The organism is Burkholderia reimsis (genome assembly GCF_003294055.1).
In the GTDB taxonomy this organism is placed as follows: Bacteria; Pseudomonadota; Gammaproteobacteria; order Burkholderiales; family Burkholderiaceae; genus Burkholderia; species Burkholderia cepacia.
This window is the reverse complement of record NZ_QMFZ01000023.1, coordinates 59932-73711: the sequence shown is the minus strand read 5'-3', so window position 1 is coordinate 73711 and position 13780 is coordinate 59932. Positions and strand designations below refer to the sequence as shown.

At 65.9% G+C, this 13780-nt stretch carries 14 protein-coding genes and 4 tRNA genes; 13 read left to right on the top strand and 5 right to left on the bottom strand.

The genetic code is table 11. The features are described from left to right. The first annotated feature begins 298 nt into the window (after positions 1-298). A complete protein-coding gene (locus DPV79_RS24760) occupies positions 299-1444 on the top strand; it encodes a porin (RefSeq protein WP_021163930.1) in 1146 nt (381 codons plus the stop codon). A gap of 83 nt (positions 1445-1527) precedes the next feature. Here the strand turns inward: DPV79_RS24760 and greB are convergent, their stop codons facing one another. After that, positions 1528-2091, bottom strand: coding sequence for a transcription elongation factor GreB (gene greB, locus DPV79_RS24755; protein WP_021163929.1), 564 nt, complete (start codon positions 2089-2091; stop codon positions 1528-1530). A 129-nt stretch (positions 2092-2220) separates the two neighbouring features. Here greB and DPV79_RS24750 point away from each other — a divergent pair. From DPV79_RS24750 to DPV79_RS24740, 3 genes are all read left to right on the top strand, one after another. Further along, positions 2221-2297, top strand: a tRNA-Arg gene (locus tag DPV79_RS24750). A 67-nt stretch (positions 2298-2364) separates the two neighbouring features. Then, positions 2365-2441: transfer RNA gene (locus DPV79_RS24745), tRNA-Arg, on the top strand. 60 nt (positions 2442-2501) lie between these two features. Continuing rightward, a tRNA-Arg gene (locus tag DPV79_RS24740) sits at positions 2502-2578 on the top strand. A 190-nt stretch (positions 2579-2768) separates the two neighbouring features. Here the strand turns inward: DPV79_RS24740 and DPV79_RS24735 are convergent. From DPV79_RS24735 to DPV79_RS24720, 4 genes are all read right to left on the bottom strand, one after another. Beyond that, the gene (locus DPV79_RS24735; RefSeq protein WP_021164124.1) at positions 2769-5135 is read right to left on the bottom strand and encodes a RelA/SpoT family protein; all 2367 of its coding nucleotides are present in this window, start codon (positions 5133-5135) and stop codon (positions 2769-2771) included. Between the two features lie 63 nt (positions 5136-5198). After that, positions 5199-5402 (bottom strand): DNA-directed RNA polymerase subunit omega, encoded by a 204-nt coding sequence (rpoZ, locus tag DPV79_RS24730; protein WP_006025620.1) that lies wholly within the window; start codon positions 5400-5402, stop codon positions 5199-5201. 58 nt (positions 5403-5460) lie between these two features. After that, positions 5461-6144 carry a guanylate kinase gene (gene gmk / locus DPV79_RS24725; RefSeq protein ID WP_113046704.1) on the bottom strand — a complete coding sequence of 228 codons (684 nt, stop codon included), beginning with the start codon at positions 6142-6144 and terminating at the stop codon, positions 5461-5463. A 7-nt stretch (positions 6145-6151) separates the two neighbouring features. Continuing rightward, positions 6152-7075, bottom strand: coding sequence for a YicC/YloC family endoribonuclease (locus tag DPV79_RS24720; protein ID WP_021164126.1), 924 nt, complete (start codon positions 7073-7075; stop codon positions 6152-6154). Between the two features lie 173 nt (positions 7076-7248). Between DPV79_RS24720 and rph the strand changes: the two genes are divergently transcribed. The 9 genes from rph to DPV79_RS24670 all read left to right on the top strand — a co-directional run bounded on the left by rph (position 7249) and on the right by DPV79_RS24670 (position 13768). Continuing rightward, on the top strand, positions 7249-7980 hold the full coding sequence (gene rph, locus DPV79_RS24715; protein WP_021164127.1) for a ribonuclease PH: 732 nt from the start codon (positions 7249-7251) through the stop codon (positions 7978-7980). Position 7981: 1 nt separating this feature from the next. Beyond that, on the top strand, positions 7982-8608 hold the full coding sequence (gene rdgB / locus DPV79_RS24710; RefSeq protein ID WP_021164128.1) for an RdgB/HAM1 family non-canonical purine NTP pyrophosphatase: 627 nt from the start codon (positions 7982-7984) through the stop codon (positions 8606-8608). Between the two features lie 34 nt (positions 8609-8642). Further along, a complete protein-coding gene (gene hemW, locus DPV79_RS24705; RefSeq protein ID WP_059498438.1) occupies positions 8643-9857 on the top strand; it encodes a radical SAM family heme chaperone HemW in 1215 nt (404 codons plus the stop codon). 44 nt (positions 9858-9901) lie between these two features. Next, a tRNA-Ser gene (locus tag DPV79_RS24700) sits at positions 9902-9989 on the top strand. 142 nt (positions 9990-10131) lie between these two features. Next, the gene (locus DPV79_RS24695; protein ID WP_113046703.1) at positions 10132-10527 is read left to right on the top strand and encodes a hypothetical protein; all 396 of its coding nucleotides are present in this window, start codon (positions 10132-10134) and stop codon (positions 10525-10527) included. 233 nt (positions 10528-10760) lie between these two features. Continuing rightward, positions 10761-11054 (top strand): hypothetical protein, encoded by a 294-nt coding sequence (locus DPV79_RS24690; protein WP_027788108.1) that lies wholly within the window; start codon positions 10761-10763, stop codon positions 11052-11054. 334 nt (positions 11055-11388) lie between these two features. Further along, entirely contained in the window at positions 11389-11880 is a 492-nt protein-coding gene (locus DPV79_RS24685; protein WP_113046702.1) for an energy transducer TonB family protein, read from the top strand. 295 nt (positions 11881-12175) lie between these two features. Beyond that, a complete protein-coding gene (locus DPV79_RS24675; protein ID WP_021164135.1) occupies positions 12176-13486 on the top strand; it encodes an MFS transporter in 1311 nt (436 codons plus the stop codon). 102 nt (positions 13487-13588) lie between these two features. Beyond that, positions 13589-13768: a hypothetical protein gene (locus DPV79_RS24670; RefSeq protein WP_021164136.1), complete on the top strand. Its 180-nt coding sequence runs from the start codon at positions 13589-13591 to the stop codon at positions 13766-13768. Positions 13769-13780 lie beyond the last annotated feature (12 nt).

Below are 13780 nucleotides of genomic sequence, written 5' to 3'. Positions count from 1 at the left end.
CGCTGATTTCCTGTCGCGATCGCGCAACATCCGTTACGCAGTCCTGAGGGCCATTTTCTTTCGCTGCATCGCCGCAAACCCTTGCTGGACAACCGTTTGCACTAGCCCGACGATCTTTGCGGATTCCAAAATACATTATTGCTTAAAGCGCATCCCTCCCCCGCTGCGCGCACTCCTTACACTGCAGATGGCTTTTTGAAAACCGCACCGCCGCTCTGCCGGATCGGCCGCAGCGTCAAGCAAAACATGCCAGTCCGCGGCAGGTTCGATCGACATCATCCTGTTTGGAGACAGATCCATGAAAAAAACCCTGATCGTCACCGCGTTGTCGGGTGTATTCGTTACGGCAGCCCATGCCCAGAGCAGCGTCACGCTCTATGGCCTGATCGACGCCGGCATCACCTACACGAACAATCAGCACGGCCACAGCGCCTGGCAGGAAACGAGCGGTTCGGTCAACGGCAGCCGCTGGGGCCTGCGCGGCACCGAAGATCTCGGCGGCGGCATGAAAGCGATCTTCACGCTGGAAAATGGTTTCGGCATCAATAACGGCGCGCTGAAGCAGAACGGCCGCGAATTCGGCCGGCAAGCGTTTGTGGGCCTCGCACACGACAGCTACGGTTCGCTGACGCTGGGCCGGCAGTACGACAGCGTCGTCGACTATCTCGGGCCGCTGTCGCTGACCGGCACCCAGTACGGCGGCACGCAGTTCGCCCACCCGTTCGACAACGACAACCTGAACAACTCGTTCCGGATCAACAACTCGGTCAAATATCAGAGCGCGAACTACGGCGGCCTCAAGTTCGGTGCGTTGTACGGGTTCTCGAACTCGACGTCTTTCGCGAACAACCGCGCCTATAGCGGCGGCGTGTCGTACAGCTACCTGGGCTTCAACTTCGCCGCGGCCTACTTGCAGTTGAACAGCGACGTGAACGCGCTCGCGCAGGCAGCGACCGATCCGGGCGCGGTGACCGGCGACTGGACCTTCGCCTCGCGCGTGCAGCGCACCTGGGGCGCCGGCCTGAACTACGGGTTCGGCCCGGCCACGGTCGGCTTCGTGTTCACGCAGACGCGCCTCACCGGCATCCGTGCAATCAGCGCGGGGCAGTCCGGCGTGTCCGGTGGCATTACGGGCCTCGGCGGAACCGCGCGCTTCAGCAACTACGAACTCAACGGCCGCTACGCGCTGACTCCGGCGCTGTCGCTTGCCGGCTCCTACACGTACACGCAGGGCCGCCTGGCCGGCGACAAGCCGACCTGGCACCAGTTCAACCTGCAAGCCGACTATGCGCTGTCCAAGCGCACCGACGTCTACCTGCAGGGCGAGTTCCAGAAGGTCAACAACGACGGCCTCGACCTCGGCGCCAACATCAACGGGCTGGGCGCCGCGTCATCGACCAACAAGCAGATCGCGGTCACGGCCGGCATGCGCCATCGCTTCTGAGCGACCGGCACATCCGCTGCACGCCGGATGACGAAGCGCCCCGTCGGGGCGCTTTTTCTTTGCCGGACTGCGCCGGGTATCGCTCAGGCGTTGTCCCGCGGCGGGTAGCGAACGTCGAGCACGTCGATCGGCTGCGGGCCGGCCGGTGTCATCAGCATGACGGTATCGCCGATCTTCGCCTTGATCAGCGCACGCGCGACCGGGGAAATCCAGCTGACGCAGCCGCGATCCAGATCGACCTCGTCGATCCCGACGATCGTGATCGTATGATCCTCGCCGTCCGGCGTCTCGTAATCGACCGTTGCACCGAAAAACACCTGGTCGACATTCTCCTGCCGGCTCGCATCGACGACTTCGGCAAGATCGAGCCGCTTCGTCAGGAAGCGGATGCGGCGATCGATCTCGCGAAGCCGCCGCTTGCCGTAGATGTAATCGCCGTTTTCCGACCGGTCGCCGTTCGATGCGGCCCAGGACACGAGCCGCACGACCTCGGGACGCTCGACGTCGATCAGGTTCAGCAGTTCGTCCCTCAGCCGCTTGTGGCCGGCCGGCGTGATGTAGTTCTTCGCGCCCGCCGGAATCGCCGGCTGGGCCTGGTCGAGATCGTCGTCGTCGCCGTCCGACTCTTTGACAAACGCCTTGTTCATGATGCAGGTTCAACGTGGATGACTGATGCTCCAAGGGTACACGATGGGGGCCCCGGCAAGGCCGCGCAGAACAATTCGCGAATAAGGCTTCCCTTTTTATACAACCCTGCTATAATTTCGCTTCTGCGTGCGGCTGTAGCTCAGTTGGATAGAGTACTTGGCTACGAACCAAGGGGTCGTGGGTTCGAATCCTGCCAGCCGCGCCACTTTTTTCGAGGGCCTTCCGAACCGAAGGCCCTTTCAGTTCGAAGCAGTAGAAGTTTTGTTTTGCGTGCGGCTGTAGCTCAGTTGGATAGAGTACTTGGCTACGAACCAAGGGGTCGTGGGTTCGAATCCTGCCAGCCGCGCCACTTTTTTGGGGGCCTTCCCATCGCAGAAGGTTCCGACAGTCAAGCAGTACCGTTTTGCGTGCGGCTGTAGCTCAGTTGGATAGAGTACTTGGCTACGAACCAAGGGGTCGTGGGTTCGAATCCTGCCAGCCGCGCCACCTTAAAAGGGCTTTCCTCCGGGAAAGCCCTTTTTCTTTTCCGCCTCCCCTTCCCTTGCTTACGACACGGCCCGCTTACAGGCGCCCTTGTCCAGGCCACGCCGCACGTTCGCCCTTCGTGCCGCACTAATGAAAACGGCGGCCATATTGGCCGCCGTCGATCAATCGCCCGCTCGTGCTCCGGCAAGCGTCAATAATCCTGCCGCTCGCGCTCGATCCGCATGCCGCCGTCATGGCGCGCGTGCGCGCCGTCGTCGGTCGAACGCTCGCGCATGATCCGCATCACGTCCGGATTGGTCCGCACGCGCCGCATCACGTTCGCAAGATGCACGCGGTCGCTGACCTGGATCACGAAGCGCAGTACCGTCGATTCGTGCGTCAGATCCTCGTCCATCGCGATATGCACGATATTCGCGTCGGCCGACGTAATGTCCGCCGCCACGCGCGCAAAGATGCCCTTGGTGTTCTTCACGAGCGCCTTCACCGCGACATCGAACAGGCGGCCCGGCTGCGGCGCCCATTCGACGTCGATCCAGCGGCCCGGATCGCGGCGATGAATCCGCTGCGCCACGCGGCAATCGGTCGTATGAATCGCCATCCCCAGGCCGATGCCGATGTAGCCCATGATCGCGTCGCCCGGAATCGGCCGGCAGCACGCGGACAACTGCACGGACATCCCCTCGGTGCCGGTAATCACGACCGGCGGCGCATGGTGCGCGGGATGCCGCTCGGACTTCGGCAGATCGTCGTCCGCATCGCGGCCGCTCATCAACACCTCGATGCGCTTGGCCATCACTGCGGCAACGCGACGGCCGAGGCCGATGTCCGCGAAGATTTCCTGACGGCTCTTGTTGCCCGTCCACTGCACGAGCTTCTCCCACACCTCCGGCTCGACATCGGCCAGCGCGAGACCATAGCCCTTCAGGCTCTGGTCGACCAGCCGCTCGCCAAGCTGCACCGACTCGTTCAGGCGCATCGTCTTCAGGTAGTGACGGATCGCCGAGCGCGCCTTGCCGGTACGCACGAAGCCGAGCCATGCGGGGTTCGGCTTCGAATACGGCGCGGTGATCACCTCGACGATGTCGCCGCTCTTCAGCTCGGTGCGCAGTGGCAGCAGCTCGTTGTTGATCTTCACGGCCACGCACTGGTTGCCGAGATCGCTGTGGATCGAATACGCGAAATCGAGCGCCGTCGCGCCGCGCGGCAGCGCCATGATCTTCGACTTCGGCGTGAACACGTAGACCGCGTCGGGGAACAGGTCGATCTTCACGTGCTCGAGGAATTCGCTCGAATCGCCGGCTTCGCTCTGGATGTCGAGCAACGACTTCAGCCACTGGTGGGCACGCTTCTGCACGTCACTGAGATCGGCGCTGCCGTTCTTGTACAGCCAGTGCGCGGCGACCCCCGCCTCGGCAATCTCATGCATCTTGCGCGTGCGCACCTGGAACTCGATCGGCGCGCCGAACGGACCGACGAGCGTCGTGTGCAGCGACTGATAGCCGTTGATCTTCGGGATCGCGATGTAGTCCTTGAACTTGCCGGGCACGGGCTTGTACAGCGCGTGCAGCGCGCCGATGCACGTGTAGCAGTCGAGCGGGCTGTCGACGACGACGCGAAAACCGTACACGTCGAGCACCTGCGAGAACGACAGCTGCTTGTCGCGCATCTTGCGGTACACGCTGTAGATGGTCTTTTCGCGGCCGGTGATCTCGGCGTCGATCTTCGCGTCGGCCATCGCGCGCTGCGCGGCCTCGAGAATCTTGCTGATCACTTCGCGGCGGTTGCCGCGCGCAGCCTTGACGGCCTTCTCGAGTGTCGCGTAGCGATGCGGGTTGAAGTTCGCGAAGCTCATGTCCTGCAGCTCGCGATACGTGTTGTTCAACCCGAGGCGGTGCGCGATCGGCGCGTAGATATCGAGCGTCTCGCGCGCGACGCGGCGGCGCTTTTCCATCGGCACCGCGCCGAGCGTACGCATGTTGTGCAGGCGGTCGGCGAGCTTGACGAGGATGACGCGCACGTCGCGTGCCATCGCGAGCAGCATCTTGCGGAAGTTTTCCGCCTGCGCTTCCTCGCGACTGCGGAACTCCATCTTGTCGAGCTTCGACAGGCCGTCGACCAGTTCGGCGACCTTCGGGCCGAACCGTTCGGCCAGCTCGCTCTTGGTCACGCCCTGGTCTTCCATCACGTCGTGCAGGAGCGCTGCCATGACGGCCTGCGCGTCGAGCTTCCAGCCGGCACAGATTTCCGCGACGGCGACGGGATGGGTGATGTAGGGTTCGCCGCTCTGGCGATATTGACCGAGGTGGGCTTCGTCGCTGAAGTGGAACGCCGCCTTGACCTCTTTGATTTCTTCCGGGGCGAGATACTCGGCCAGCACGGCCGTCAGTTTCGCGATCGAAACGACGCCGTGCTTGCGCGGCTGCTCCGGTGTGGCGGTCGGCCCGAACAGATGCCGGAAGGACTGTTCGAGGACCGCGTCGATGTACTGGCGCGCAGGCGACTGGGCCGTGGCTTCGGTGGTCGAATCCGCGGAGGCGGACGATGGGGTGGTGCTCATATTCGCCTCCAGGTCGAGTCGTTGCGCGCGTGGATTACATGGCTGGAACGGGCCGGATGCGCGTTACACCGGCACCTTCTTCAGCATCTCGACGCCGACCTGGCCGGCAGCGATTTCGCGCAGCGCGACGACGGTCGGCTTGTCGCGGCTTTCGATCTTCGGCGTATGGCCTTGCGCGAGCTGCCGCGCGCGATAGGTGGCGGCGAGCGCCAGTTCGAAGCGATTCGGGATTTGCTTCAGGCAGTCTTCGACGGTAATGCGAGCCATGTTGGTAATTCCTTCTGAATATAGTCCTTATTCTACCTTATGTCCCTCGTCCCCCGCGTCATTCCGCGTGGGGCAGATGGATGCCGAGCTCGATGAACAGCTCCGTGTGTCGCGCGTACTGCGAAGCAAAGCGCAGACGCGTGGCCGCGACGATGCATTCGAGCTCCGCGAGCGCACGCTCGAAATTCTCGTTGATCACCACGTATTCCGCTTCCGACGCGTGCGCGATCTCGCTGCCGGCGGCGAGCAGGCGGCGCGTGATCACGTTCGGTTCGTCCTGGCCGCGCTTCTTCAGGCGGTCCTCGAGTGCGTCGAGCGACGGCGGCAGGATGAAGATGCCGACCGCGTTGCGGAACTGCTTCTTCACCTGCAGCGCGCCCTGCCAGTCGATCTCGAGCAGCACGTCGTGGCCGTTCTTCATCTGCTCTTCGATCCAGACGCGCGACGTGCCGTAGTAGTTGCCGTGCACTTCCGCGCTCTCGAGGAATTCATGCGCCGCGTGACGCGCGCGGAAATCCTCGACCGTCGTGAAGTGATAGTGCCGGCCGTCCTGCTCGCCCGGGCGCGGCTTGCGCGTCGTATACGAGATCGACAGGCAGATGTCGTTGTCCTTCGACAGCAGCGCATTCACGAGCGTCGACTTGCCGGCGCCCGACGGCGCGACGACCATGAACAGGTTGCCGGGATAGACGCCGCCGTGCAGCGAATGCGACGCGTGGACGTCGCGGGTGGATTCGGTCATGTTGCTGTTACTCCAGGTTTTGCACTTGCTCGCGCATCTGCTCGATCAACAGCTTGAGCGCCATCGATGCGTCGGCCAGTTCCTTCGCCGCCGCCTTCGAGCCGAGCGTGTTCGCTTCGCGATTCAGTTCCTGCATCATGAAGTCGAGACGCTTGCCGACGCGGCCGCCCTTCTCGATCACATGGCGCGTTTCGTTCAGGTGCGCGGTGAGACGCGACAGCTCTTCCGCGATGTCGATCCGGATCCCGTACATCGTCACTTCCTGACGAATGCGCTCCGCGGCTTCCTCGCGCGTGACGATCGTCGCGCCGCCTTCGGGCGCCGCGATGCCGAGCGCTTCCTGCAGCCGTTCGACGATCTTCTGCTGATGCTTCGCGATCAGCTCCGGCACGAGCGGCGTGATGCGCGCGACGATCGCTTCCATCTCGGTGACGTTCGACAGCAGCATCGTCGCCAGTTGCGCGCCTTCGCGCGAACGCACGACGACGAGCTCGCCGATCGCTTCCTTGCCGCACGCGAGCACCGCGTCGCGGATCGCTTCCGCCGACACGCCGCTTTCGGCGATCACGCCGGGCCAGCGCAGGATCTCGCCCGCACGCAGGCGGCCGACGCCCGGGAACGTGTCCAGCACCGAGCGCTCGAGCTCGGCGAGCTGGCCGAGCGCCGACTGGTTCAGCGCGCCGGCGCCGATGCTCTGCTCGCCGCGCTGCAGGTTGATGCGGATGTCGACCTTGCCGCGCGACAGCTTGTTCATCAGCATTTCGCGCAGCGCGGGTTCGCACGCGCGCACGTCGTCCGGCATCCGGAAATTCAGGTCGAGGAAGCGCGAGTTCACGGTGCGCAGTTCGACCGACACGCTGGTGCCGCCGTTACCGGTGGCCGTCGCGAGTTCGCGCGTCGCGCTCGCGTAGCCCGTCATGCTGTAGATCATGGTTCGTCTCGCCGTCTGGGTGCCCTCGCGGGCGGGGATATGTCGAGGCGCCCGGCGCATCGGAAAGCGCGGGGCGGGAAGCGCGCATTATCCCATTTTTGGGAACCACCCCGCCGGGCAAGCCCGCCGTTCGGCGCTAAAATCGGGGTTTCCTCTCGTTCCGCGATTCCCACATGACGTCCTCCGTTTCCCGCCCGAGCGGCCGCCGCGCCGACGAACTGCGCAAGGTCGCCCTCACGCGCCACTACACGAAACACGCCGAAGGCTCGGTGCTGGTCGAATTCGGCGACACCAAGGTGCTCTGCACCGCGAGCGTCTCCGAACGCGTGCCCGATTTCCTGCGCGACCGCGGGCAAGGCTGGCTGACCGCCGAATACGGCATGCTGCCGCGCGCGACGCACACGCGCAGCGACCGCGAAGCCGCACGCGGCAAGCAGACCGGCCGCACGCAGGAAATTCAGCGCCTGATCGGCCGCGCGCTGCGCGCCGTGTTCGACCTCGAGGCGCTCGGCCCGCGCACGATCCACATCGACTGCGACGTGATCCAGGCCGACGGCGGCACGCGCACGGCGAGCATCACCGGCGCGTTCGTCGCCGCACACGACGCCGTGTCGACGCTGATCGCGGCCGGCAAGCTCGCACGCTCGCCGATCACCGACCACGTCGCCGCGATCTCGGTCGGCGTGTACGAAGGCGCGCCCGTGCTCGACCTCGATTACGCGGAAGATTCGCGCTGCGACACCGACATGAACGTCGTGATGACCGGCGCCGGCGGCTTCGTAGAAGTCCAGGGCACGGCGGAAGGCGTGCCGTTCTCGCGCGCCGAGATGAACGCGCTGCTCGACCTCGCGCAAGGCGGAATCGCCGAACTTGTGCAGCTTCAGAAAGACGTGCTGGGCGCCTGACATGCCGGACGACCACACCATCGCGCCGCTGTCGCGCATCGTCCTCGCGTCGAACAACGCCGGCAAGCTGCGCGAATTCACCGCGCTGTTCTCGACGGTCGGCATCGAGATCGTCCCGCAGGGCGACCTCGCGGTGCCCGAGGCGGACGAGCCGTTCGGCACCTTCATCGAGAACGCGCTGACGAAGGCGCGTCACGCGTCGCGGCTCACCGGGCTGCCGGCGATCGCCGACGATTCGGGCCTGTGCGTGCGCGTGCTGCGCGGCGCGCCGGGCGTCTATTCGGCGCGCTATGCGCAGCGCGCGGGCCGCGACAAGGGCGATGCGGCGAACAACGCGTATCTCGTCGAGCAGCTGCGCGGCGTCGACGACCGGCGCGCATACTACTGCTGCGTGCTCGCGCTCGTGCGCCATGCGGACGACCCCGAGCCGCTGTTCGCCGAAGGGCGCTGGGCGGGCGAGATCGTCGATACCCCGCGCGGCGAGCACGGATTCGGCTATGACCCGTATTTCTATCTGCCGTCGCTCGGCGCGACGGCCGCCGAACTCGAACCAGCCGTGAAGAACACGCACAGCCACCGTGCGCTGGCGCTGAAGGCGCTGCTGGCGCGGCTCGCGGAGGAAGCATGAGCATGCCCGATACCCCTTCGCTGCGGGAGGTTGCATGAGCCAGGCCGCGGAAACCGGCGCACGCGTCGTCGCGACCTTCACGTCGCCCGGCCAGGTGCGGCTCACGTCGCTGCCGCCGCTCGCGCTGTACGTGCATTTCCCGTGGTGCGTGCGCAAGTGCCCGTACTGCGATTTCAACTCGCACGAGTGGAAAGGCGAACGGTTTCCGGAAACCGAATATCTCGACGCGCTGCGCGCCGATCTCGAGCAGGCGCTGCCGCTCGTGTGGGGCCGGCAGGTGCATACGGTGTTCATCGGCGGCGGCACGCCGAGCCTGCTGTCGGCCGCCGGCCTCGACCGGCTGCTGTCCGACGTGCGCGCGCTGCTGCCGCTCGACGCCGATGCCGAGATCACGCTCGAGGCGAATCCGGGCACGTTCGAGGCCGCGAAGTTCGCGCAGTTCCGCGCGAGCGGCGTGAACCGCCTGTCGGTCGGCATCCAGAGCTTCAACGAAACGCACCTGAAGGCGCTCGGCCGGATTCACGACACCGCGCAGGCGCGCGCGGCCGTCGAGATCGCCGCGAAGAACTTCGACAACTTCAACCTCGACCTGATGTTCGCGCTGCCGAACCAGACGCTCGACGAATGCCGTACCGACATCGAAACCGCACTGTCGTACGCGCCGCCGCATCTGTCGCTGTATCACCTGACGCTCGAGCCGAATACGCTGTTCGCGAAGTTCCCGCCGGTCGTCCCCGACGACGACGCGTCGGCCGACATGCAGGAATGGATTCACGCACGTACGGCCGAGGCCGGTTACGGGCGCTACGAAGTGTCTGCGTATGCGAAGCCGAATCATCAGTGCAAGCACAACCTGAACTACTGGCGTTTCGGCGACTATCTCGGGATCGGCGCGGGCGCGCACACGAAGCTGTCGTTCCCGAACCGGATCCTGCGGCAGGCACGCTACAAGCATCCGGCGACCTTCATCGAGCAGGCGATGGCCGGCACGGCCGTGCAGGAAGAGCGTGAAGTCGGCGCGCGCGACCTGCCGTTCGAGTTCATGCTGAACACGCTGCGGCTCGTCGAGGGCTTCCCCGTGCACAGCTTCGCCGAGCGCACCGGCCTGCCGATGAGCACGATCGAGCCGGCACTGCAGGAAGCGGAACGGCGCGGGCTGATCGCACGCGATTTCGCGCAGATCGCGCCGACGCCGCTCGGCCAGCGTTTCCTCAACGACCTGCAGGAATTGTTCCTGCGCGACGATTGAGGGCATGAAGATCGCGGCATTTCGGTTACAATGCCGCCTCGTGTGGAAGCGTGGCCGAGCGGTTTAAGGCACCGGTCTTGAAAACCGGCGACGGGAAACTGTCCGTGAGTTCGAATCTCACCGCTTCCGCCAGGAAGTTTGCCAAACCCCGTCCATTCAGCGAATGACGGGGTTTTTTGTTGGTTCCCGTACGGCTTTCCCCCACGTTCCGACGCATCCCGCCGGATGCCGTTACAATCCGGCGCTCCGATTCGCGAAACGGGAAACCCTCGTCATGAAGCCCCTCATCGTCTCGTCGCTCGTCGCCTTGCTCGCGGCCGTCAGCACGCACGCGGCAGCCGACACCGCGTCCGGCGGCGCCGCGCAAGCGTCGTGCGCGATCGCATACGTGTCCGGCGTCGGCGGCTCGCCGCGCGGCCTGAGCGAATACCTCGCGAGCCCGTCGCCGTACAACTACCTGAAAGACAACGACCTCCAGTGCAAGGTGGGTGACGACGGACGCACGTCGAACTGCACCGGCGTGACCTACCTGCGCAACGAACAGGTGAGCGTGTACGACGACTCCGATCCGGCGACGCTCACCGTCGTGGCACGCGTGGAGCTCGACCACGGCCAGAAATACCCGGTGATCATCGTCGTGCAGCGCAAGGACGCCCGCTGCAAACAATGATGCAGCGCCGCGCACGAACCCGTTCGTCGAAACGGCACGTGCGTTCGCGCCGGGCTCTCGCGCGGCATCCGAGCCACCGGCACGGGCAGCAGCCCGTCATCGCGCCGCAGCGCGCCGGAAGCCTCCCGGCCAGCCGCTCGATCACCTAGAATTCGATCAACACGGCGACACGACCGCCGCCGCGTACTCGATGCCGCGCGCGCCACCCCTGCGTGCGGTACACGGAGATCGCCATGACCGAACTGTCGATACCGACGGAACACGTCGATTACGAAGGCTTCGAGGTCCATGTCGTGCCGGCTGCCGTGCCCGGCAGCGACACGCGCTACACCTACACCGGCTACGTATGCCATCCCGGCGCGAATCCCGCGTTACCCGGCCACGCGGTACCGTTCCATGCGGACGGCGAGGAAAGCTTCGCAAGCCTCGATGAAGCCGTCCACGAAGCCGTGCATGTCGGCAAGAGCATCATCGACGGCACGCACCCCGACCTGTCGGTCCTGTCACTCGTCACGCACGGTTTCTGAACCGGGCGGCACGCGTCGCTGACGATTGCGCGGGCATCCGCCGCGGTGCAGCCCGCGGCAACCGATGCGCGCTGCCGAACCGTCGCCGAGCGCCTGCGCGCCGGTCGCGTTCCTCGCCTTGCTTTCAACCGTGCAACACGCGCACCGGGATACGCACGTGCAACAGCCGCGCGAGCGTGCCGTCACATGTCACGTCACATCGCGATACGCGGGCGCACGCTGCCTCGCCATCAGCGATCGCGACACCCGGCATCGCCCGTTATGTGTTTCTCCCGATGCCGGCTCGCGCCCGTGCGCCTATCATTTTTTTATAGTCACTTCTGGCTAGCCTCCCATGCGCCCCCTTTCCCGTTCGCGCGTCGACCGGCTGCGTGCAGTTGCACTGGCCGTCGTCGCCATGCTCGCGGCGTGCACGATCACGCCGCCTCCGTCGCTGCACTCGATCCTGACGATTCCGTCGATCACACGCAGTGGCAGCCTCGACCAATACCGCGTCGAAATCGCGCAGCGTGTCGCCGAACGCAATCCGTCCGACATGCTGCACGGCACGCCGCAGGCCATGCTCCGTTCGCTCGTCGTCGTGGCCTTCACCGTCGATGGCAGCGGCCGGCTCGTCAACGCGTCCGTCTATCGCAGCAACGGCGACAGCGAAGCGGAAGCGCTCGCGCTCGCGTCGCTGCGCCGCTCGGCACCGCTGCCGCCGCCACCGTCGCGGCTGCTCGACGGCAACGGCCGGCTCGAAATGATGGAAGGCTGGCTCTTCAACGACGACGGCCACTTCCAGCTGCAAAGCACCGCGTCGGCGCAGGCGCAATCGATCGACTGACCGGCCCGCCGCACCGCGATTGCCGGTGCGCGGCAGCGCTGGCTATAATTTTCCGCAATCGCGCGGCCATCACGCCGCGCGCGCGTTCGTGCGCCCCACCCGGCATGCGAGCCGACCACGCCGGCACCGGGCGGCGGCGACGTACCCGTCTCCATCGTCGACCGGCGGGTGACGTCCGCGCCACGGCGCGCGTCCACGCCGCTACCGCATCATCCGCTCGGCTGCCCCACGACAGGCGTCCGCCTGTCCGACCGCACGCCCAGCCGACCGCCCTAACGACAAAACGGAGACATCCATGTCCGCATCCCCACCGACCGTTGCACACGCAACCGGTTCGGCCGGCGCCGTCAGCCACCGGCGCATCGTGTTCGCGAGCTTCATCGGCACCGCGATCGAGTTCTACGATTTCTATGTGTACGCAACGGCTGCCGCGCTCGTCATCGGCCCCGTATTCTTTCCACACGGCTCCGCGACCGCACAGGCGCTGTCCGCATTCGTCACGTTCGGCATCGCATTCATCGCGCGCCCGATCGGCTCGTTCCTGTTCGGGCACTTCGGCGACCGCATCGGGCGCAAATCGACGCTCGTCGCGTCGCTGCTCGTGATGGGCGTATCCACCACCGCAATCGGCTTCGTGCCCGGCTACGACGCGATCGGCACGCTCGCGCCGGTGCTGCTGTGCGTGCTGCGCTTCGGCCAGGGGATCGGCCTCGGCGGCGAATGGGGCGGCGCCGCGCTGCTCGCGACCGAGCATGCGCCGCAGGGCAAGCGCGGCTGGTTCGGCATGTTCCCGCAGCTCGGGCCCTCGGTCGGCTTCCTGATGTCGAACGGCCTGTTCTTCGCGCTCGCGTTGTCGCTGTCGGACGAGCAGTTCCGCAGCTGGGGCTGGCGCATCCCGTTCCTGGTCAGCGCGGTGCTCGTCGCGCTCGGCCTGTACGTGCGACTCAAGATCACCGAAACGCCCGCGTTCCAGGCCGCGCTCGATCGCAACGAGCGCGTACGCGTGCCGGTCGCGACCCTCGTCACGCAACACTGGCAGCCGACGCTGCTCGGCGCGCTCGCGATGGTCGTCTGCTACACGCTGTTCTATATCTCGACGGTGTTTTCGCTGTCGTATGGCGTGTCGGCGCTGCATATTCCGCGCCAGAGCTTCCTCGGCCTGTTGTGTTTCGCGGTCGTGTTCATGGGACTCGCGACGCCGCTGTCCGCGTGGGCATCCGATCGCTTCGGCCGCAAACCGGTGCTGGTCGTGGGCGCGATCGCCGCGCTGCTGTCGGGTTTCGCGATGGAACCGCTGCTCGGCAGCGGCTCGATGCCGCTCGTCGCGCTGTTCCTGACGATCGAGCTGTTCCTGATGGGCGTGACGTTCGCGCCGATGGGCGCGCTGCTTCCGGAACTGTTCCCGACCAACGTCCGCTATACGGGCGCGGGGGTCGCGTACAACCTCGGCGGGATCCTCGGCGCGTCGATCGCGCCGTACATCGCGCAACTGCTGGCGGCGCGCGGCGGGCTGTCGTGGGTCGGCGGGTATGTATCGGTTGCGGCGGCCATCAGCCTGATCGGCGTGCTGCTGATGCGTGAAACGCGCGACGCGTCGCTCGTCTGAGTCTCCGGGGCGACCCGGGTTGTGCGGTGGCCGGCGCTGCCTATACTCGATCCTGGGTGCGCCGCCGCGCGCCCGGGATCCCGCCCCGATGGAGCCGCCGCCATGAACATCCGCCTCGGCAATGCCGATCTCGTCCTGATCCTCGCGCTTGCGCTCGGTGGCGCGCTCCTGCTCGCGCTGCGCTTCCGGCCGAAGACGTGGCGCGGCCTCGTGTTCGAGGCGCTGCTGGCGAACCTGGCGGCGATCGCCGCCGTCGTCACGGTCGAGGCGCTGCTCGCCTGAACCGGCCCGCCC

Excerpts from the sequence above, each read along its gene's own strand:
- DPV79_RS24685 (WP_113046702.1), top strand. The coding sequence starts at position 11,389 with ATGCGCCCCCTTTCCCGTTCGCGCGTCGACCGGCTGCGTGCAGTTGCA.
- DPV79_RS24695 (WP_113046703.1), top strand. The coding sequence starts at position 10,132 with ATGAAGCCCCTCATCGTCTCGTCGCTCGTCGCCTTGCTCGCGGCCGTC.
- DPV79_RS24670 (WP_021164136.1), top strand. The coding sequence starts at position 13,589 with ATGAACATCCGCCTCGGCAATGCCGATCTCGTCCTGATCCTCGCGCTT.
- greB (WP_021163929.1), bottom strand. The coding sequence starts at position 2,091 with ATGAACAAGGCGTTTGTCAAAGAGTCGGACGGCGACGACGACGATCTC.
- DPV79_RS24735 (WP_021164124.1), bottom strand. The coding sequence starts at position 5,135 with ATGAGCACCACCCCATCGTCCGCCTCCGCGGATTCGACCACCGAAGCC.
- DPV79_RS24760 (WP_021163930.1), top strand. The coding sequence starts at position 299 with ATGAAAAAAACCCTGATCGTCACCGCGTTGTCGGGTGTATTCGTTACG.
- rdgB (WP_021164128.1), top strand. The coding sequence starts at position 7,982 with ATGCCGGACGACCACACCATCGCGCCGCTGTCGCGCATCGTCCTCGCG.
- rpoZ (WP_006025620.1), bottom strand. The coding sequence starts at position 5,402 with ATGGCTCGCATTACCGTCGAAGACTGCCTGAAGCAAATCCCGAATCGC.
- gmk (WP_113046704.1), bottom strand. The coding sequence starts at position 6,144 with ATGACCGAATCCACCCGCGACGTCCACGCGTCGCATTCGCTGCACGGC.
- DPV79_RS24675 (WP_021164135.1), top strand. The coding sequence starts at position 12,176 with ATGTCCGCATCCCCACCGACCGTTGCACACGCAACCGGTTCGGCCGGC.
- DPV79_RS24690 (WP_027788108.1), top strand. The coding sequence starts at position 10,761 with ATGACCGAACTGTCGATACCGACGGAACACGTCGATTACGAAGGCTTC.
- rph (WP_021164127.1), top strand. The coding sequence starts at position 7,249 with ATGACGTCCTCCGTTTCCCGCCCGAGCGGCCGCCGCGCCGACGAACTG.
- hemW (WP_059498438.1), top strand. The coding sequence starts at position 8,643 with ATGAGCCAGGCCGCGGAAACCGGCGCACGCGTCGTCGCGACCTTCACG.
- DPV79_RS24720 (WP_021164126.1), bottom strand. The coding sequence starts at position 7,075 with ATGATCTACAGCATGACGGGCTACGCGAGCGCGACGCGCGAACTCGCG.